Here is an 18,981-nt window from a genome sequence, read left to right as displayed (position 1 = left end):
AATATTTATAGAAATGTGAACTTAACTACAATCTTAGGTGGCTCGTTTATGTCTCTATTTTATATCTACTGAATATCTATTCATTTAAAATCAGCGAGTTAAGAAATGTTCATTGTTAACTGTTTTGCAACGTTAAAGCTGGTGAAAGAAACGCTTTTAAGATAAATTGATAGGGCTTTATACTGCTGTACTTCTAAAATGGGGTTTTATTTAGAGTTAATGGAAACATCTAATCGCGCGTATCGGCTGGGTTCTTGTGTTATTAACCCACTCGAAAACAAACTTAACTGTAATGGTACTGAACAGATACTACAGCCTAAGTTTGTTGAACTATTAGGGTGTTTAGTCGCACGGTATCCTGAGCCCATCACACGCGAAGAGCTCATTAATCATGTCTGGGATGGTAACTTTTATGTTGGTGAAAAAGCCTTAACAAATGCTATTTGGCATCTACGAAAAGCATTTAAAGAACTCGACCCAGAACAAACTTACATAGAGACACTACGTAAAACGGGCTATCGTGTTTTGTTAAAGCCTGAGCCAATAGATACAGCTGATAAAGAAAAGTCAGTGGGTATTAGCATCACTACTGCGCAAATTCGTCAGCTGTTTGTGGCAATGTGTGTAATTAGTCTTGTGGTAATGTATTGGCTGTTCTCTTCGCCTTCGGAACAAATAAAGTCAAGCTTTGTGTTACCGCTTAATAGCATCGAAAGTGTTACTGCAAGCCCAGGTCGCGAGATTTACCCTTCAATTTCTAATGATCAGCACTATTTGGTGTATTCATGGCGACAGCTCGGTAAACCAAATAACTTATATTTACGCGATTTACATTTTCCTGAGCATCCAGCCAAGCAACTAACTGACTCTCCTTATACAGAAGGGCGCTCTGTGTTCAGCCCAGATGCAAATACTTTGTACTATTACCGCATGGGGTCTGATGTCTGTGAAATTGTTAAGTTGTCTTTGATTAATGCCACCAGTGTCGTATTAGGGGAGTGTAGTAATAAATATCCGACTGATCTCGATATTAGTAGTGATGGTAAAACCTTAGTCTATATTGCTGATCACACCACGCAATCAGGTGACTATGTCACTCGTATCAAACTGCTCGATTTACAGGCAAAACAAACAAATGAAACGTTTATTCCTTGTAATGATGACTGCGAAACTGTGTATGAGTCTGTGTCGTTTTCACCAGATGCACAGCGAGTTGTGGTTACGCGTAATGTTAAAAACAACCAAAAAGCGCTGTTTTTAATTGATGTAAAAACAGGGCAAAGCCAACGCCTAACTCATGATTTTGTTGATATTCATGGTGTAGATTGGCATCCATCTAAAGCGCAATTGGCGTTTAGTGCAGTTGAGGGTGGCAAACGTTATGGCTACTTCTACGATATTGATAATCAAACCCTAATCAACACGCAAATCGCTGGCATGAGCTCTCCTAACTACAGTAGCGATGGCAGTGTTTATTATCATCAGTGGGATTTAGATAAGGTGATCACGCGTCTGAAAATAGACGAACAAGTGGCCAGTTCACCGTTTTCTATGTTATCGACCAATTTTAGCTCGCTATTCCCAGAATATAATCAGCAGCAAAACAAACTGCTGTATGTGTCGAATGAATCGGGCAGTTCACAGCTTTGGATTGTTAACCCCGATAGCAGCTCGCGAAAGCAGCTTACTGACTTTGCACATAACACCGGGGAAATTCGTGACCCAACTTGGTCAGCCGATGGACGCTATATTTTGTTTTCATTGTATGACAATGGCAGTACCCGCTTATATTTTTATGATTTCAAAGTAGAGCAAAGCCAACAAATCAAACTGCCATTTAGCCATGCTGTTAAACCCAAGTTTAGTGCTGATAGCCAGCATATTTTAGTCTCTGATGGAGACTATCTTTACCGTTATGACTTAACAGCAAAAAGCTTCGGTAAAGCAGTTGAAGTGCCAGCGCAGTATGGTGTTGAAACACAAACAGGTGATATTTTATTTACTAACTCGCGCCATGCTATTTGGATTAAACATCATGATACGGGTGTAGAAGAAATGCTGGTGAATGATATTAAATTAGCGCGCAGCTATGCATGGTTGCTAGTGGCAAAGAATGCTTATCATGAGGGACGTATTTATTACTATAAAGAACGCTTAGGTGATTACCGTATTAGCTACTATGACTTAGCAAGTAAGCAGCATCATGATTTAATTGCTTTACCAGAGCGTGCTTATAGTCGCTCATCGGGCCTGACCTACATACCCAATGAGCGTTGGCTGGTTTACACTGCGTATTTATCGCCTGAGATAGAAATCAAACGCTTACCCGCAGCCTATTTACCAAAGTAATTAACACTTTCGGTAGATATCAGCATCCATATCGTAAATATTAACGCTTAGGCTATACGAGCGGCGACAGTATGTTCTTAAGCAACTTAGTAATTGCTCACTGAGCATTTGCTTTTGCTCTATGGTTCTTCCTGCCATGATTGATGCGCCGATGTGAATAAAGCCATCTTTGCCTTCACCTAATTCGTAATGCTGATAAGCAATTGCACGAGTCTTTATGGTCGAAAGCTCAAATAAGCCAGAGTCAAAAACGGCTTGGTGAACTTTTTCAACTAACACTTGTGGCAGAATTGGCAAATCTTCTGAGTGTTCTATAACAATGTGCGGCATGGGGTCTTCCTTAAAAGCGGTAACTAAAACCGATGTTTGTCTGAAATTGGTTTAACACATCACCATCAAAGTGCCATAGACATTGATTGTCTTCTGATGTTGGTAAAGTGCACGATACGTTACTTGCATTATTTACAATAGTTGCCAGCCAGCGAGTTTCAACATAAACCCGTGCTTGTTCAGTAAATAAATAATCGACGCCTGCATAAAGGCCCGAGGTAAAATACGTATCTGAGTCGGCAAAGTCAGTGCTGACGTGGTTTGCGCCAATTTGGGCGCCAACAAAGCTAACCACACGATTAGCCAGTGGCACTTCTATGGCACTTTGAAATAGCAGGTATTGCATCTCGACTTGCTTGTTGGTTTGGTCTTTCATATCAAGCTCGGTTGCCGAATAGAAGAAGCCATAGCGAGCATTATCAATGGTTCTATCGAAGCTGACAGTAAAATGGCTGTCATCCTCAAGCTCAATCTTTAGATTTTCTTCGGTTTGCACCGAGTTAGTAAAGTTTTTGCCGAAACCGGCGCTAATTGAGTAGCCAGCTTGAGCTGTACTACTTAAGAACATGAAACACAGTAAACCAAGCGATTTTTTCATTGTTTAGGTGCTCGTTGTTGAAGATATTTTGAGATAGTATTGAAACATAGCAAGCAAATCGTTGTAAACGGACAACTATCGCTTTTTAATAAGGAACACTAGGATGAAGTTACTAAAATTAGCTGGACTTACTGCGTCACTTATTTTGTTGAGTGGCTGCTCGGATGATGCTGCTTCGGTAAGTTTAGGGTTATTTACTACAAAAGACATTAAAGTAGTATCACAACAAGACCCAATTATTAGCGGTGTAACCTGTCACATCAGCCACATTGAAGCCAACCTAGACTTTGCTGATCCTTCTGATATGTCTATTGCCTGTCGTCAAACAGGGCCTATTACAGCGGAACAATTACAAAAAATAGATCGTAGTAAATCGGGTGAGGTGGTTTTTAAATCATCAAAAAGTATTTTATTTAAGTCATTAAAAGTGCGCCGTATTTATGATGCGCCAACACGTACACTTTTATATTTGTCGTATTCAACAAAAGAATCAAGTGGCAGTCATCATCACGCTTTATCAACAGTGCCTTTGTATAACACTGATGCATGGCAATGGGCACAATCACAAGAGTAATTTATGTTAGCGTTATTTAAATCAAGTCCCCTTATTGATGAGCAAGAGCAGCAGTGGCTAATTGATACCTTTTTGTGGGCTGTTGAGCACTTTGATAGTGATTATTTTTTAAAGCATACGAAAATCATTTTACCTAATGGGCAGTTCTTTCCTGATAGGGTATCAAGTGTAGCCGAAATGGCTGAAAAGGTATTTAGTCGGGTGGTTGATTATGCGGGTATGCAGGCGTGGCCAATTAACTTGGTTGCACCTTCTGGGCTGACACCTCAGGTGTTTCCACACTTCGAATTTTTAGACGCAATACGCGGCGAAAATGTACAGTTGATCGTTCCTGCAAATCATCACGTGAATATTTCATATAACCCGAACCAAATAAATCAGCCACAAGATTTAGTCGCCAGTTTTGCAGGGACATTAGCGACGATTTTGATTCACCATGTGGGTGTGTTACCACCTGGCGGTAAAGAGTATTTACCGCAGGCAAGTGATGCGTTGGCATGTTATTTAGGCTTTGGGGTGATGATGAGCAATACGGTGTATCAATTTAAAGGAGGTTGTGGCTGCGGTTATAACCCATATGCTAATCGTCAAGCGGCGCTGACTGAGCCACAAACGCTGTTTATGCATGCGCTGGTTACACACTTTAAAGGGGACAGTCAGTCGAAGACGTTTTTAAAGCCACATCTTCGCAGCCAATATAAAAAAGCGCAAAAACAAATTAAAGCTCTCATGCATGACAGTGCTAATCCTATGTTATTGGCATTAGATCAAAAAGCGATAGGGTAAGTAGTTGTGCAGTATCTAGATGAGTTTTTATTGATTGCCATTGCCCATTTTTTTGCGGTAGCCAGTCCTGGACCTGACTTTGCGATAGTGCTTAAGCAAAGTATTCAGCAAGGACGTAAAAATGCACTTTGGACTAGCGCTGGTGTTGGCGCAGCTATTTTGTTGCATATTGCCTACTGTGTATTAGGTGTGGCGTTAATTTTATCGCAGTCGCCTAGCTTATTTATGGCTTTAAAATACGTAGCGGGGGCTTATCTGGCTTACTTAGGCGTGCAAGCTTTACGCAGTGCCAAGCCGAGCGATAGTAAACAGCAACCCCTTGCTCAGGCTGAGCCAGAATCGGTGTATAAAGCATTTCGACGCGGGTTTTTTACCAATGCACTTAACCCTAAAGCAACCCTATTTTTTATGTCGTTATTTACCCTTGTAATTAGCCCTGAGACACCCGTTTTAGTACAAGCTGGTTATGGTTTATATATGGCTATTGCAACTTGGCTATGGTTTTCATTTTTATCTTTGGTGCTATCAAGAGCATCGGTTCGTTCATTTTTCTTAAAAAGCGGGTACTGGTTTGATAGAGGCATAGGTATTGTGCTTATTGCGTTAGCTATTCGCGTTGTTGTGTGAGGTGACTATGACTATTTATAACTTTTCATTTGGGTCAAATATGTCTTCGAGCCGTTTGCTTGCAAGGCTTCCAGAAGCAAAGCGTATTGGCACAGCTATTTTAAAAGGCTATGAGCTTACGTTTGATATGGTCAGTACCGACGGCTCTGCAAAGTGTAGTATTCGCGAAACAGATAATACAGATGCCTTGGTGTATGGCGTGGTATATCAGCTCAATGAGATGGAAAAGTCGATTCTTGATGAAATTGAAGGCCCGCGTTATGACTGTGTAGATATCACCGTTGAGCTTATTGATGGCGAGCGTGTATCAGCTCATTGCTACATTGCCAATACCGTTGATGACTCACTTTTACCATTCGACTGGTATCTTCAGCACGTTCATCGCGGAGCGCTTGAAGCGGGCGTACCAAATCATTACAGTGAAGCAATACTCGCAAGACAAAGTTGCGATGATCCAGATAAAACCCGGGCAGCGAGAGAATTCGCTATTCACAACAATAAAAATCACCAAGGGACATTATGATATTCCGTAAATTAGCCGTTGCAGCGGCATTGTTATCAAGCTGTTCATTTTACAGTTATGCCGACATTGATACTAAAAAAATAGAAGACGTTATCGAAACCTCAATGGCGCGTTTTGATGTGCCGGGTATGGCAGTGGCGATTGTTGAAAATGATAAAGTCGTGTTAGCAAAAGGCTTTGGTATCGCAAACCTTGATACTGGTAAAAAAGTGAATAAAGATACCTTATTTGGTATCGCGTCAAACACCAAAGCATTTACTGCCGCAGCGTTAGCTAAATTGATTGATGAAGGTAAGCTCAGCTGGGATGACAAAGTAATCGATCACTTACCTGAGTTTCGTTTATATGACCCTTATGTAACCCGTGAAATGACCATTCGCGATTTATTAAGCCATCGCAGCGGCTTAGGTTTAGGGCAAGGCGATTTAATGATTTGGCCTGATACTGACAAATCAATTGATGAAATTATTGCGGGCCTTAAGTATTTAAAACCGGCGAGTAGTTTTCGTAGTAAATACGCGTATAACAACCTGATGTTTGTAACCGCAGGTGAAGTGGTTGCGCGTGTATCTGGTATGAGCTGGAATGATTACATTGAGAAAAATATTCTCGAGCCACTCGATATGAAAAACTCACGTGCAGGGTTTTCACGCATTCCTAGTAGTAATAAAAACTGGGCGACGGGCCATATTCCAATGGATGGTCAATTACATCCATTTTTTGTGAACTACCTTGAAGATTTCCGTGGTGCAGGTGCAATCGCTTCTAGTGTGAGCGATATGAGCCAATGGCTACGCACGCAGCTTGCGCATGGTAAAATGCCAAATGGTCAGCAGTTATTCACTGAAAAGCAGCAACAACAAATGTGGCACCCGCACATTACCTCACTGGCATCAAAAAGCGCTTACGAAGCTTATCATCAACAATTTAGAGGTTATGGTTTAGGCTGGAGCATTGAAGACTTTCACGGTATTAAAAAACTGGGTCACGGTGGCGGCATCTTAGGCATGGTGTCTCAAGTGACGCTACTACCAGAGAAAAACCTTGGTATTGTTATTCTAAGTAACCAGCAAGCATTTAGTGCGCTATCTGCGGTGACCTATGAAGTGCTTGAAGATGCGTTAGATCTTGAAGACAAAGATTGGGTCGAAGAGTTGGCTAAAAAGCATTTCGAAAACAAAGAAAAAGCGTACGCAAATGCAAAACCAGAAACGCCAGCAGATTATCAACCAAAACTGCCAAACATCAACTACACAGGCACACTACATGACAACTGGTATGGTGATGTGGTCATTGAAGAATTAAATGGTCAGTTACGTATTGATTTTACTCATACAAAGCGTTTGAAAGGCCAGCTTGAGCATTACACCGGCAATACCTTTATTGTTAAGTGGGATGAAAAGTTACTTGAGGCCGATGCCTTTATTGAGTTTCAAATGAGCCCAGATAACCGTGTGAGTAGTGCGAAAATGCGGGCTGTCTCTACTGAAGTAACTGACTTTAGTTTCGATTTTAGAAATCTAGAGTTACACGCTAAAAAGTAAACAAAAGTCGCAAAGCCACCATCAGGTGGCTTTGTTATACTGGGGGAAAATAATCCAAGGAGTGTATTATGAGAACGGCTGTAATAACTCACCCATTTTGCCGTAAGCATAAAATGATTGACGATCACCCTGAATGTCCAGCACGCTTAGATGTGATCACAGACCGTTTACTCGCCAGTGGTGTTGATGTTGCAATTACTCACTTACAAGCTCCTAAAGCTACCCGAGACGATTTTTTACGTGCTCATGACGAATCTCTCGTTAACCACGTCGAGCAGACTATTCCTGATGAAGGGCTCGCTGAATTAGACGGCGATACTTGGTTATGCCCAGATTCAATGAAAGCAATTGAACGCGCTGTAGGCGCTGGATTATTAGCGGTTGATGAAATTCTTGCTGATAATCTCGACGCGGCTTTTTGCTCCGTTAGACCGCCAGGCCATCATGCAAACCGCAGCACCTCTGCAGGGTTTTGCGTTTTTAATAATCTAGCCATTGCGGTGAAATACGCGCAAAGCAAAGGCGTTAAGCGCATTGCTATTTTGGATTTTGATGTACACCACGGTAATGGTACCCAAGATATCTTTTTAGATGACGACAATGTGTTGTTTTGCTCTTTGTTTCAACATCCGTTTTATCCTAATACTGCCGTTGAAAATAATGCGACTTTAGTTAATTCGCCGCTGCCGATAGCCAGTGATGGTAATGATCTTAAAGCTGTTTACCTTGAGCAGTGGCTACCAAAACTTAATGATTTTAAACCTGAACTGTTGTTTATTAGCGCCGGTTTTGATGCTCACTTAGAAGATGACATGGCAAGCCTCAAATTTGTTGAAGACGATTACGCATGGCTAACTACGCAACTTGCTGAGTTTTGTCAGCAGCAAGAATGCAAGGGAATTGTTTCGTTTTTAGAGGGGGGCTATGCCTTATCAGCCCTTGGTCGAAGTGCCGTGGCGCATATTAAAGCGCTGGTGGACGCACCTTAATCTGCCAGCATCGCAAAGGCTTGCGTTGCAGTAAGCCTAGTTACTTTACTTAAACAGCACACACCTTCTTGTGCTAGATGCTCAGTCACTTTATTAGCAAGCTCTACGTCAGTTAACGCTTTAACACTTTCTCCCTGCAAGTTGACATAGTGCCCTGTTGCTAAAAGTATCCTCGCTTCTTGTTGCTGCTCTTCACTTAAACCATAAATAAAGCTTTCTATATCGGCTTCATCTTCAACTAATGCCAATTCATTAGATGAAAAAATTATCTTAGGAAAAGATGTGTGCATTTATTGTCCTGCGTCAAAGTTGCCAAGGATGAAATGATTATAATTGTCAGTCCATGCAAGAACTAGGATTATTTACCTATGAATCAACCAAGACGACATCAAAAGGTGTGCGATGTATTTTCGCAAAAGCTCGTTTCATGTCCTGCGCATACGCCTTTGGTTGATGCCGTAAGGTTGATGCATGTGCATGGTGTAACCGCCATTTTTATTAAACATGAAAAGTCGATTGTTGGTATCTGGACTGAAGCTGATTGCTTAAAGGTAGATATAACTAATCCCACTTACAAGAATCTTGCAATTCACGAAGTGATGTCGGCACCGGTTATCTCAGTGCCAAGTCAGTATCCAGTAAGTGATGCAACATTACGTTTTCAACAACACGGTATTCGTCATTTATTGGTAATTGATGATAATAGCCAGCCTTTAGGGATGTTGAACCTTTCTGATATCGTTCACAACCAAGGTTTAGACCACTATTTGCAGTTTAGGCCCATTCATGAGCAGTATTGTACAGAATTAGAAGTGGTTGATGCCGATACGCCTATTGAGAAAGTGGTTGAACTGATGCGCATGAAACACCTTGAAAGTGTATTGGTTTATAATCAATCACTTGAAATTTATGGCATCATTACCCAGCGTGACATCGTTGAGTTGATTTTACAAACAGAGTGGTTAAACCCGTGCTGGGAATACGCGAGTTATCCACTTATTGAAATTGATAATAAAAGTAGTCTTTTTGATGCTTATCGAGTCATGACAGAACGCAATGTGCGTCATTTGGTGGTCAGAGACACCGCTATTTGTGGAGTGATTTCATTTGCTGATTTAATAACAGAGATTGAGTCGGCTTATTGCTGCGAGCTTGAGCGAGCGATTGAACAGCGTGACATTGCTTTGCAAAAATCACAGCGAAACCTTTTTCTTGCAAATAAAATTATTGATGCCTCACTCGATGGCATTATGTTAACCCGTAAAGACGGCACTATTATTCAAGTTAACCCTGCTTTTACTAAACTGACTGGCTTTGCTGAGCATGAAGTTATTGGCAAGCGGCCCAACATTTTAAGTTCAGCAAAACATAGCCGTTCCTTTTATCAAAAAATGTGGCATGCCATTGAATACGAAGGGGTTTGGCAAGGAGAGATCTGTAATCGTAGAAAAGATGGCGAAGAGTATGTTGAGTGGCTAACGATCATTCAGATCAAAGATCCCAACTTTGACGAAGTGCTCTATGCCGCTATTTTTAGTGATATTACAGAGCGTAAACGTGCCGAAGAAAAGATTGCCCAACTTGCCTATTACGATGAGCTGACTGGTCTGCCTAATCGGCGTTTGTTTCATGATAGGTTATCAATTGCATTGAGTGCTGCAAAACGAAATCATGACCTACTGGCGGTGATGTTTATTGACTTAGATCGCTTTAAAGAAGTGAATGATAGTTTAGGACACGATGCTGGTGATAACTTGCTTGAGCAAGTTGCAGAGCGAATTTTATCGATCCTTCCGGATGGAGATACCTTGGCGCGGTTAGGTGGTGATGAGTTTGTTTTACTATGTGAAGTAAATCGTATTGAAGACTTGCTAAACTTTGCTGAGCAAGTGCTTCAACAAGTTAGTATGCCTTTGGCTATTAACGAGCATGTTGTGGCCATTACGGCATCGATTGGCGCAGCGGTTTACCCTGATGATGGTGTAGATAGCGCTACCTTACTTAAGCACGCCGATATTGCGATGTACCGTGCTAAAGAAGTTGGTCGTAATTCATTTCAATTATTCAAACCTGCGATGAATGCGCGCTCTTTAGAGAGACTTGCAATGATGAGCCGGTTACAAAATGCGATTGAGAGTGATGAGTTTGAGCTGTATTTCCAACCTAAGCAGCAGTTAACTTCAGGGAAAATTTTAGGGGTAGAAGCACTCCTACGTTGGCACGAACCAAGTTTAGGGGTGATTTCTCCAGCAAAGTTTATTCCCTTGGCTGAAGAGTTAGGCCTCATTGTAAAGCTAGACTTATGGGTGATAGAAGAGGCTTGCAAAGAGTTAGTTAATTGGCAGCAACAAGGCATTGAAGCAGGGCGCTTAGCCATTAATATTTCGGCGAATCATTTACGTCAGGGGCAACTAGCGTCGAATGTAGAGCGGTTACTTGAGCACTATGAGGTTAACCCCTATCAGTTAGAGATAGAGCTCACAGAAAGCTGTTTTATTAGTCACTTTAGTGAAGCGAAACAAGAACTCATGGCACTGAAAAAACTCGGTGTGCATATAACTCTTGATGACTTTGGTACGGGTTACTCTGCGCTTAGCTATTTGACTAAATTGCCAATCGACACACTAAAAATTGATGCCAGTTTTATCGCTAAAGTGCCTGATGAATACGGCAATAGTGAAATTGTAACGGCAATCGTCACATTAGCTAAAAGCCTTAATATGCATGTGGTTGCAGAAGGGGTTGAGAAAATAGAGCAGTTAAATTACTTACGTTCACTTAACTGCGATACTATTCAAGGTTATTACTATTGCCGCCCAATTACGAAGCAGCAATGGTATGCCTTTTACCTCAATACCGAAAAAAGTGCCTAAGCTAGGCTAATTTCGTAAGAAGTAAACTTACGAATATTAATGACGCCAGTATCAAAAATTAAGTACTGGCCTTTAATACCTTTTAAAATGCCCGATACTTCTGGCGCTTTATCAAAATTGAAAGAGCTGATTTTGCTAGGGTATTCACTCACGGGATACTCTAGCTCAACAACATCTTCATCTAGTTTTTCAATGGCTGTGGCCCCAAATAGCTCAGCGAGCTCACTGAGTTTTTCATCAATTTGTGGGATAAGCTCTTTGGCAGCGGCTTTCAAATCAATTGCTTCTGATGGGCCTTTTAGCATGTTTCGCCAATTCGTTTTATCAGCAATAAACTTGGCTAGTGCAACTTCAACTAATCCTGATTGCAAGCGAGTTTGTACTTTAAAAATAGGCAGTGCTTGCGTTGCACCTTGGTCAATCCAACGCGTTGGAATTTGTGTATGGCGAGTAATCCCTACCTTTAACCCTGATGTATTCGCTAAGTATACATAGTGTGGGATCATACAGTTTTCTTCGCCCCATTGTGGCTCGCGGCAGGTACCTTTATCGAAGTGGCAGGTTTCAGGCTTCATAATACACATATCACAGCTAGCTAATTTGCGCATACATACAAAGCAGTGTCCTTGTGAGTAACTCTTTTTGGTTTTTTTCCCACAGTTACAACAAAAAATATTGCCCGTAAACGTAAGTGTTAGTGGCTTACCAATATAGTCATTTAATGAAACTAGCTCATCACCAATAGGTAATTGATATTCGACTGGAGAGGTGAGGGTCGACTTTAATTTTCTGAGCGTACCTTGCATCTTCACTTGGCCCCTAAAGATGTTAAAAGAGGCAAGTGTAACATGGTCTATTTAAATTGTGTGGCAATAAACGTTAGATACTCACTTAATGGTATCGCTTTGCTGTAATAATAGCCTTGGCCTTGATCTGCGCCCATTTTTATAAGCATCTGTTCTGTTTCTTGATCTTCTATGCCTTCAATGGTGATATTCATATCGAGGTTATGGGCCATATCAATGGCTGTTTTCACGATAACTTGGTTGTTGTCGTTAGTTGTTAAATCAAGGGTAAATGATTTATCTACCTTGATAGTGCTAAATGAATAATTAACCAGATAATTGAGCGATGAGTAACCTGTACCAAAGTCATCTAAAACCACTTGGCTACCTAGTTTATTGAGCTCATTGATGAAAGATACCATTTCATTATGGTTTTTAATTAGCGCGAACTCGGTAAGCTCAAATTTTAATTGGCTGGCCATAATGCCATGCTTCATGATGGTATTTTCAACTTTTTCAATAAGCTTTGGAATGGTGAGATTTTTGGCACTTAAATTAACACTGATTGTATGGTCACGATAACCATGCTGATTAAGGCTTGCAACACTTTGACAGGCTTGATCAATTACCCATAAGGTAAGCTCGTTTATTAGCCCTGTGCGCTCAGCTAATAGGATCAGCTGCTCAATATGGATCTCTTTATCGGCGCAAGGCCAGCGTAATAAAGCTTCTGCGCCTGCCACTTTGCCTGTATTTAAGTTGATAATTGGTTGCAGGTAGATAGCTAAATTATTGTTTCGAATAGCGTGTTGCAGTGCAGCAGCTAAACTTAGATTCATATCTACATGAGGTTTTGCATGTTCAATATTATATTGAGGTCGTTGAGACAAGCTTAAGTAACCACGCTGTAACCAGGCATCAAATCCGTCGTCAGCAATCGGTTCTGCGACACTGCAGCGATAGTTAAGTTGTAGATCAAGACCCAAAATGCTGTATTGTTTTGGCAACTGTTTCGATAAGTCGTTAAGCTCTGCATAGAGCTCCTCTGGTGGCTGAATCTTTGTAGAGATAAATGCCAGTATTCCGTTTCCTAAGTCTGCTATTTTAGGGCTGTTATCGAGGGCTGATTCAAGGTTAATGAATTGCCTATGTTTACTTACTTGACGTTCTAGTGAATCAGCAACTGTGATGATGATATGACTGCTTTGTGTTGAATTTAGAATATTCATCAGTGCAGTGAATTGCTCTATCTTTATAAGGCACAGATTAGCTGATCTTTGTTGTTTTCTCAGAACCATATAAGCTTGTTTGAGCATGGCCTGATTTAGAAGTTGTGTTTGTTGAGTATGAGTTGCGTGATAGAGAGCTTTCTCTCTTTGATAGCGCACTCTATCTGCTAGAGCCATAGCCATTAATACAATCTCGCATAAAATAGCGACTAAAAATATATGCCTAACGGTAAAGCTATAAGGGATAAAGCCGGTAAGTTCTAACGGTTGAATTGCTGCGCCAACAATCAGAGGGACCCATGACATCACATAAAATTTTGCCCACCGAAAGCCACTCACTAATTTTTTATAAATCATGCAAATACATAAAATGTACAGCGGCACCATAATGGCAAAGAAAATTTTTGATGAGTGGTATTCGAGCATAAAAAAGCTAATTAAGCTTAAGCTGAACAGTAGGGCTAAAAAGCTGAGACTAAGTTTATATAAGCGGCAATTGTCTTTGTGGTAGCGTAAAAACATGGTGCAAAAAGCAACGGTAAAAAAGGCAATAGCGTAGTTACTAAATACCACCTGTTTATTTAAAAATAACTGCCACGATAATGGCCAGAGATAAAAGCCAAAGCCGAGCACTGAGCCCATCAATAACAGCGCCGAAATAATATAGCCTATGTAAATTAGGTATACACGATCTCGTATGCCAAAAAATAACACTAGGTTATAGAGCGCAGCCATGATCAGCACACCAATAAAAATTCCCCATACACCTACTTGTGCGCGAACTAAGTCTTGAAATTCATTTTTACCATAGATGTTAATAGGCGTTTTACTGATCCCCACGGTATCAACTTTAATGATGATGGATGTTTGCTCATTACCATTAAGAGTGAAAGACGTATGTGGGGTACTGTATTTAAATAGGCTTAGATCAGGTACTTTATCGCCTAACACTGTTTTTTTAATAAGCTGTTGTTGTGTGTTTACACGGTAAACAGTGAGGTAATCAACCATAGGGTTATCAAAGTGAATAATGAGATCAATCGGCTTCGTTTGACGGTTTTCTAAGTCGAGTTTTAACCAGTAATCTTGAGCGCCTAAATGCCACTCAATTTGCGAGAATGGCTTTTTTATAAGTTGTTCTGGCTCTGCAAGAAATTGGTTAAGGGTGAGAGACTTGCTTTGGTCAATACGATAAGCCATTTGAGAATACACTGGCGCTGTCTTATCAATTGTATAGCGAGTTGGACTGGCCAGATGCGCGCACAAATTGGCGATGATAAAAAACAAAGTAGCAAGAATAAAAAAAGAAACAAAATTATATTTCAATGCTTTATTATTCAAAACGCGTTCTTTATCTAGTTAATTATTCTTAATAGTGTAGCATTAAAAAAGCGCAGATAAACTGCGCTTTTAAGAGAAATAAGTTTTAACTTACTTACTTTTGTTCGCGAGCAATAGCGCGGTAAGCGATATCAGTACGATATTCCATGCCTTCCCAGCTGATTTGATCAACGAGTTTATAGGCACGTTGTTGCGCTTCAGTTACAGTGTTACCAAGTGCCGTTGCACAAAGAACACGACCGCCAGCCGTTACTACGTTATCGCCGTCTTGCTTAGTACCTGCGTGGAATACTTTCTCACCTTCAGGGTAAGTAACTTGCAAGCCGTTGATAGTGTCACCTTTCGGGTAGCTATCAGGGTAGCCTTTAGCTGCTAATACAACACCTACTGCTGCGCGCGGGTCGAACTCGATATCTGTTTTATCTAGCTCTTCACGGTTAGCCGCTTCGATTAGCTCAACAAGATCAGACTTAAGACGAAGCATCATAGGCTGTGTTTCTGGGTCACCAAAACGACAGTTGTATTCAATCACTTTTGGCGTGCCATCAGCGGTGATCATTAAACCTGCATATAAGAAACCAGTGTATGGGTGGCCTTCTTTTGCCATACCTTCAACCGTTGGGTTGATCACTTCTTTCATAATGCGTTGGTGAATTTCATCCGTCACCACAGGGGCAGGTGAGTATGCGCCCATGCCGCCAGTATTCGGACCTTGGTCACCATTGTAAGCGCGTTTGTGGTCTTGGCTGGTTGCAAATGGCAGTACGTTTTTGCCATCAACCATGACGATGAAAGAGGCTTCTTCACCTTCTAAGAACTCTTCGATAACTACACGGCTACCCGCTTCACCGAAGCTGTTGCCTGCTAGCATATCGCGAATAGCTTCTTCAGCTTCAAGCTCAGTCATCGCAACAATAACGCCTTTACCTGCTGCTAAGCCGTCAGCTTTAACAACAATTGGCGCACCTTTTTCTTTCAGGTAAGCAAGCGCAGGTTCGATTTGTTCAAACGTTTGGTAATCAGCTGTTGGAATATCGTGGCGTGCTAAGAAGTCTTTGGTGAACGACTTAGAGCCTTCTAACTGTGCTGCACCAGCCGTTGGGCCGAAGATAGCCAGACCGTTTTCACGGAATGTATCAACGACACCTAAAACCAGCGGTACTTCAGGGCCAACAATGGTTAATTCAACGTTGTTTTCTTTTGCAAAAGTAACTAAACCAGCTAGGTCTTCAACATTGATAGCTACGTTTTCAAGTTTTGGCTCAAGTGCAGTACCAGCATTACCTGGAGCGACGAAAACGGTGTTTACTTTACTATTTTGTGCAGCCTTAAACGCAAGAGCGTGTTCGCGGCCGCCACTGCCGATGACAAGTACATTCATGGCGTATAATCCTATTTAAAGCGGTTTTTTAAACTTCAGCGTCATACGATCACTTTCACCAATCGCTTTATACTTCGCGGCATCTTGCTCGCCTAAACGAAGGCTTGGTGGCAGTGTCCACACCCCTTTAGGGTGATCTGCTGTATCAAGAGGGTTTGCATTAATGTCACTGCTTGCCACTAGTTCAAAGCCAGCTTGTTTTGCAATATCAATTACATAGCTTTGCTTCATATAACCTGATGATTTCTGATCTTCATCGCTGCGCGACTCAGGAAGGCGGTGTTCAACTACGCCTAATGTGCCGCCCGGCTTAAGTGCTTTGTAAAATGCTTTAAATGCACTCAACGCGCCTTCTTTATCTTTACCCATGTACCAGTTATGAACATTTCTAAAGGTTAAAACAAGATCTGCGCTACCCGCTGGTGCAATATCAAGATGTGTTACTGGCGCAAATTCAGTCAGTTTAACTTCACTGAAGCGCGCGTCTTCGCTCATCTTTTTCTTAAAGCCAGCTAATGAACGTTGGTAATAACCTACTTCAGAATCTGCTGGGAAATGTGCCGCGTAGTAAACACCATGGCCTTTTACAGCTGGCGCAAGGATTTCGCTGTACCAACCACCGCCTGGTGCAATTTCAACGACTGTCATATTTGGCTTAAAGCCAAAGAAATCAAGTGTTTCAACTGGGTGGCGATATTGATCACGTGCGCTATTTTTAGCATCACGTTCGCTTGATTGTACAGCACTTGTAAGCGCTGATTCATGGCTGTGGCTTAAAGCCTGTGCTGATGTTAGTGCAAGGCCTGCAACTAGCAGTGTTTTTACGGCAAATTTCATCATCTATTCCTTCATTATATGGGTCATTATTATTAGTAATCAGAATACGTGAATTTGTGGCAAACAAAAAGGGCTAAACTTTTCGCTTAACCCTTTGTGTTATTAGTGACGGAAATGGCGCATACCTGTAAATACCATTGCCATACCAGCTTCATCAGCTGCAGCGATAACTTCCTCATCGCGCATTGAACCACCTGGTTGAATAACTGCTGTGATGCCAGCCTCTGCTGCTGCATCAATGCCGTCACGGAATGGGAAGAATGCATCAGATGCCATAACAGAACCTTTCACTTCAAGGTTTTCGTCAGCGGCTTTGATACCTGCAATTTTCGCCGAGTAAACACGGCTCATTTGGCCTGCACCAACACCGATAGTCATACCGTCACGTGCATACACAATCGCGTTAGACTTAACGAATTTAGCGACTTTCCAGCAGAATAATAAATCTTTTAATTCTTGCTCAGTTGGTTGACGCTTAGATACAACTTTAAGATCGCTCTGCGTTACCATACCTAGGTCGCGGTCTTGAACCAAGATACCGCCATTAACACGTTTAATGTCGTGACCTGTTGCATTACCAGACCATTCACCACATTCTAATAAACGTACGTTTTGTTTTGCAGAAACGATCTGTGCAGCGGCTTCAGAAACTTTAGGCGCAATGATAACTTCAACGAATTGACGAGAAACAATTGCTTCAGCTGTGTCTGCATCAAGTTCTTTGTTGAATGCGATGATGCCACCAAATGCTGATGTAGGGTCAGTTTTGAATGCACGGTCATACGCTTCAAGAATGTTGTCACCAATTGACACACCACAAGGGTTTGCATGTTTTACGATAACACACGCTGGTACGTCGAATTCTTTTACACATTCTAATGCTGCGTCAGTGTCAGCAATGTTGTTGTAAGAAAGTGCTTTACCTTGCAATTGAACCGCAGTTGCAACAGATGCTTCTGTTAGGTCGTTTTCAACATAAAAAGCGGCGTCTTGGTGTGAGTTTTCACCGTAGCGCATATCTTGCTTTTTAGTAAACTGCATGTTGATAGTGCGTGGGAACTTAGTCTCTTCAGCAGCTTCTTCTGTGTAATCAGGAACCATTTTGCCGAAGTAGTTTGCAATCATGCCATCGTACTGAGCAGTGTGCTCGTATGCTGCAATTGCAAGGTCAAAACGTGTTTTATACGTTGTTGAACCGTTGTTGTTTTGCATTTCGCTGATTACACGGTCGTAATCTTTTGCATTTACTACGATAGTTACATCTTTATGGTTTTTCGCCGCAGCGCGAACCATAGTAGGACCACCAATATCAATGTTTTCAATCGCATCTTCTAGGCTGCAGTCTTCTTTCGCAACAGTGTTTGCGAAGGGGTATAAGTTAACTACAACGATATCGATAGCAGAGATGTTGTGATCCTCCATTACGTCTTCATCTTGACCGCGACGCGCTAGGATGCCGCCGTGAATTTTTGGATGAAGTGTTTTTACGCGACCATCCATGATCTCAGGGTGACCAGTATGGTCAGATACTTCAGTGACTTTAATGCCGTTATCAGCAAGTAATTTGCAAGTACCGCCAGTTGATAAAATATCTACGCCTTGAGCTTCAAGAGCGCGAGCAAATTCAACGATACCGGTTTTATCTGACACACTTAATAGTGCGCGACGAATTGGACGATGTGTATCCATTGTAGTTTTGATTACCTCAATGTTTGAGCTAGCTTAGAAAGGCGGTATTTTAACTGAATATTGCTGAGAAAACGATGTTTAAAGCGTGAGGATTTTGCATAGTTTTTAACAGCAATAAAAAAAGCACCCTAAGGTGCTTTTTATTCAAAACTTTTATACCAGTTGTAATGGGGGAGTAAGCGTTTATTAGCACAATGAATATGCAGGCTTACTATCAGTCCATTAAGACGGGTATTAGTTCATGCCGTATTTTTTAAGCTTCTTACGTAAAGTACCACGGTTGATACCTAGTAAGATTGCTGCACGAGTTTGGTTACCACGCGTGTACGTCATTACTTCTTCAAGTAATGGTGCTTCTAGCTCAGAAAGAACAAGGTCGTACACGTCTTGAACGTCTTGACCATTAAGTTGCTTTAAGTAGTGATGAACAGCTTTTTTCACTGCATCACGCAACGGCTGTGGTTTCTCGTGTGACTGTACATGAGGGTTTGTGATAAATGGAGAAGTCACGTTTTGTTCGAACATC

The 18,981-nt window shown here is 41.4% G+C and carries 17 protein-coding genes; 8 read left to right on the top strand and 9 right to left on the bottom strand.

Annotated features, from left to right (window positions below; genetic code table 11):
* The first annotated feature begins 219 nt into the window (after nucleotides 1–219).
* Nucleotides 220–2,349 (top strand): winged helix-turn-helix domain-containing protein, encoded by a 2,130-nt coding sequence (locus E5N72_RS16565; protein ID WP_168246749.1) that lies wholly within the window; start codon nucleotides 220–222, stop codon nucleotides 2,347–2,349.
* Here the strand turns inward: E5N72_RS16565 and E5N72_RS16560 are convergent, their stop codons facing one another.
* Both E5N72_RS16560 and E5N72_RS16555 read right to left on the bottom strand, forming a co-directional pair.
* Nucleotides 2,350–2,679, bottom strand: a complete 330-nt coding sequence (locus E5N72_RS16560; protein ID WP_054560998.1) for a 5-carboxymethyl-2-hydroxymuconate Delta-isomerase — start codon at nucleotides 2,677–2,679, stop codon at nucleotides 2,350–2,352. It abuts the gene before it with no gap.
* A 10-nt stretch (nucleotides 2,680–2,689) separates the two neighbouring features.
* Entirely contained in the window at nucleotides 2,690–3,277 is a 588-nt protein-coding gene (locus E5N72_RS16555; protein ID WP_135926119.1) for an outer membrane beta-barrel protein, read from the bottom strand.
* A 103-nt stretch (nucleotides 3,278–3,380) separates the two neighbouring features.
* On the opposite strand from E5N72_RS16555, the gene E5N72_RS16550 reads away from it, so the two are divergent.
* From E5N72_RS16550 to E5N72_RS16525, 6 genes are all read left to right on the top strand, one after another.
* Nucleotides 3,381–3,851: a CreA family protein gene (locus E5N72_RS16550; protein ID WP_135926118.1), complete on the top strand. Its 471-nt coding sequence runs from the start codon at nucleotides 3,381–3,383 to the stop codon at nucleotides 3,849–3,851.
* A 3-nt stretch (nucleotides 3,852–3,854) separates the two neighbouring features.
* The gene (locus E5N72_RS16545) at nucleotides 3,855–4,637 is read left to right on the top strand and encodes a hypothetical protein (protein ID WP_135926117.1); all 783 of its coding nucleotides are present in this window, start codon (nucleotides 3,855–3,857) and stop codon (nucleotides 4,635–4,637) included.
* 6 nt (nucleotides 4,638–4,643) lie between these two features.
* Nucleotides 4,644–5,264, top strand: a complete 621-nt coding sequence (locus tag E5N72_RS16540) for a LysE family transporter (protein WP_135926116.1) — start codon at nucleotides 4,644–4,646, stop codon at nucleotides 5,262–5,264.
* Between the two features lie 7 nt (nucleotides 5,265–5,271).
* Nucleotides 5,272–5,787: a gamma-glutamylcyclotransferase family protein gene (locus E5N72_RS16535; RefSeq protein WP_135926115.1), complete on the top strand. Its 516-nt coding sequence runs from the start codon at nucleotides 5,272–5,274 to the stop codon at nucleotides 5,785–5,787.
* Complete coding sequence (locus E5N72_RS16530) at nucleotides 5,784–7,331, top strand: serine hydrolase (RefSeq protein WP_135926114.1); 1,548 nt, start codon at nucleotides 5,784–5,786, stop codon at nucleotides 7,329–7,331. The genes E5N72_RS16535 and E5N72_RS16530 overlap by 4 nt, the downstream gene beginning before the upstream one ends.
* 68 nt (nucleotides 7,332–7,399) lie before the next feature.
* Nucleotides 7,400–8,320 carry a histone deacetylase family protein gene (locus E5N72_RS16525; RefSeq protein WP_135926113.1) on the top strand — a complete coding sequence of 307 codons (921 nt, stop codon included), beginning with the start codon at nucleotides 7,400–7,402 and terminating at the stop codon, nucleotides 8,318–8,320.
* On the opposite strand, the gene E5N72_RS16520 is transcribed toward E5N72_RS16525, so the two are convergent.
* Nucleotides 8,317–8,610 (bottom strand): hypothetical protein, encoded by a 294-nt coding sequence (locus E5N72_RS16520; protein ID WP_135926112.1) that lies wholly within the window; start codon nucleotides 8,608–8,610, stop codon nucleotides 8,317–8,319. The genes E5N72_RS16525 and E5N72_RS16520 overlap by 4 nt on opposite strands.
* Before the next feature lie 78 nt (nucleotides 8,611–8,688).
* Here E5N72_RS16520 and E5N72_RS16515 point away from each other — a divergent pair, with 78 nt between their 5' ends.
* Entirely contained in the window at nucleotides 8,689–11,193 is a 2,505-nt protein-coding gene (locus E5N72_RS16515; protein ID WP_135926111.1) for an EAL domain-containing protein, read from the top strand.
* On the opposite strand, the gene E5N72_RS16510 is transcribed toward E5N72_RS16515, so the two are convergent.
* From E5N72_RS16510 to fis, 6 genes are all read right to left on the bottom strand, one after another.
* Entirely contained in the window at nucleotides 11,190–11,999 is an 810-nt protein-coding gene (locus tag E5N72_RS16510) for a DUF2797 domain-containing protein (protein ID WP_135926110.1), read from the bottom strand. The two genes, E5N72_RS16515 and E5N72_RS16510, sit on opposite strands and share 4 nt — an antisense overlap.
* 47 nt (nucleotides 12,000–12,046) lie before the next feature.
* Nucleotides 12,047–14,548, bottom strand: coding sequence for an EAL domain-containing protein (locus tag E5N72_RS16505; protein ID WP_135926109.1), 2,502 nt, complete (start codon nucleotides 14,546–14,548; stop codon nucleotides 12,047–12,049).
* Between the two features lie 94 nt (nucleotides 14,549–14,642).
* Nucleotides 14,643–15,929 carry a phosphoribosylamine--glycine ligase gene (gene purD / locus E5N72_RS16500; protein WP_135926108.1) on the bottom strand — a complete coding sequence of 429 codons (1,287 nt, stop codon included), beginning with the start codon at nucleotides 15,927–15,929 and terminating at the stop codon, nucleotides 14,643–14,645.
* 15 nt (nucleotides 15,930–15,944) lie between these two features.
* On the bottom strand, nucleotides 15,945–16,766 hold the full coding sequence (locus E5N72_RS16495; RefSeq protein WP_135926107.1) for a class I SAM-dependent methyltransferase: 822 nt from the start codon (nucleotides 16,764–16,766) through the stop codon (nucleotides 15,945–15,947).
* A 102-nt stretch (nucleotides 16,767–16,868) separates the two neighbouring features.
* Nucleotides 16,869–18,455, bottom strand: coding sequence for a bifunctional phosphoribosylaminoimidazolecarboxamide formyltransferase/IMP cyclohydrolase (gene purH / locus E5N72_RS16490; protein ID WP_135926106.1), 1,587 nt, complete (start codon nucleotides 18,453–18,455; stop codon nucleotides 16,869–16,871).
* Between the two features lie 234 nt (nucleotides 18,456–18,689).
* The gene (gene fis, locus E5N72_RS16485; protein ID WP_002957804.1) at nucleotides 18,690–18,980 is read right to left on the bottom strand and encodes a DNA-binding transcriptional regulator Fis; all 291 of its coding nucleotides are present in this window, start codon (nucleotides 18,978–18,980) and stop codon (nucleotides 18,690–18,692) included.
* Nucleotide 18,981: the final 1 nt, after the last annotated feature.

Origin of the sequence: Pseudoalteromonas sp. MEBiC 03607 (assembly GCF_004792295.1) — a bacterium.
Classification (GTDB): domain Bacteria; phylum Pseudomonadota; class Gammaproteobacteria; order Enterobacterales; family Alteromonadaceae; genus Pseudoalteromonas; species Pseudoalteromonas lipolytica_C.
Note: the sequence above shows the minus strand (reverse complement) of the source record. Positions and strands in the feature narration are given on the sequence as shown.

Coding starts and splice junctions, on each gene's coding strand:
- E5N72_RS16530 (WP_135926114.1), top strand. CDS start 5,784: ATGATATTCCGTAAATTAGCCGTTGCAGCGGCATTGTTATCAAGCTGT.
- purD (WP_135926108.1), bottom strand. CDS start 15,929: ATGAATGTACTTGTCATCGGCAGTGGCGGCCGCGAACACGCTCTTGCG.
- E5N72_RS16515 (WP_135926111.1), top strand. CDS start 8,689: ATGAATCAACCAAGACGACATCAAAAGGTGTGCGATGTATTTTCGCAA.
- E5N72_RS16565 (WP_168246749.1), top strand. CDS start 220: ATGGAAACATCTAATCGCGCGTATCGGCTGGGTTCTTGTGTTATTAAC.
- E5N72_RS16525 (WP_135926113.1), top strand. CDS start 7,400: ATGAGAACGGCTGTAATAACTCACCCATTTTGCCGTAAGCATAAAATG.
- E5N72_RS16510 (WP_135926110.1), bottom strand. CDS start 11,999: ATGCAAGGTACGCTCAGAAAATTAAAGTCGACCCTCACCTCTCCAGTC.
- E5N72_RS16520 (WP_135926112.1), bottom strand. CDS start 8,610: ATGCACACATCTTTTCCTAAGATAATTTTTTCATCTAATGAATTGGCA.
- E5N72_RS16550 (WP_135926118.1), top strand. CDS start 3,381: ATGAAGTTACTAAAATTAGCTGGACTTACTGCGTCACTTATTTTGTTG.
- E5N72_RS16535 (WP_135926115.1), top strand. CDS start 5,272: ATGACTATTTATAACTTTTCATTTGGGTCAAATATGTCTTCGAGCCGT.
- E5N72_RS16495 (WP_135926107.1), bottom strand. CDS start 16,766: ATGAAATTTGCCGTAAAAACACTGCTAGTTGCAGGCCTTGCACTAACA.
- purH (WP_135926106.1), bottom strand. CDS start 18,455: ATGGATACACATCGTCCAATTCGTCGCGCACTATTAAGTGTGTCAGAT.
- E5N72_RS16545 (WP_135926117.1), top strand. CDS start 3,855: ATGTTAGCGTTATTTAAATCAAGTCCCCTTATTGATGAGCAAGAGCAG.
- E5N72_RS16555 (WP_135926119.1), bottom strand. CDS start 3,277: ATGAAAAAATCGCTTGGTTTACTGTGTTTCATGTTCTTAAGTAGTACA.
- fis (WP_002957804.1), bottom strand. CDS start 18,980: ATGTTCGAACAAAACGTGACTTCTCCATTTATCACAAACCCTCATGTA.
- E5N72_RS16560 (WP_054560998.1), bottom strand. CDS start 2,679: ATGCCGCACATTGTTATAGAACACTCAGAAGATTTGCCAATTCTGCCA.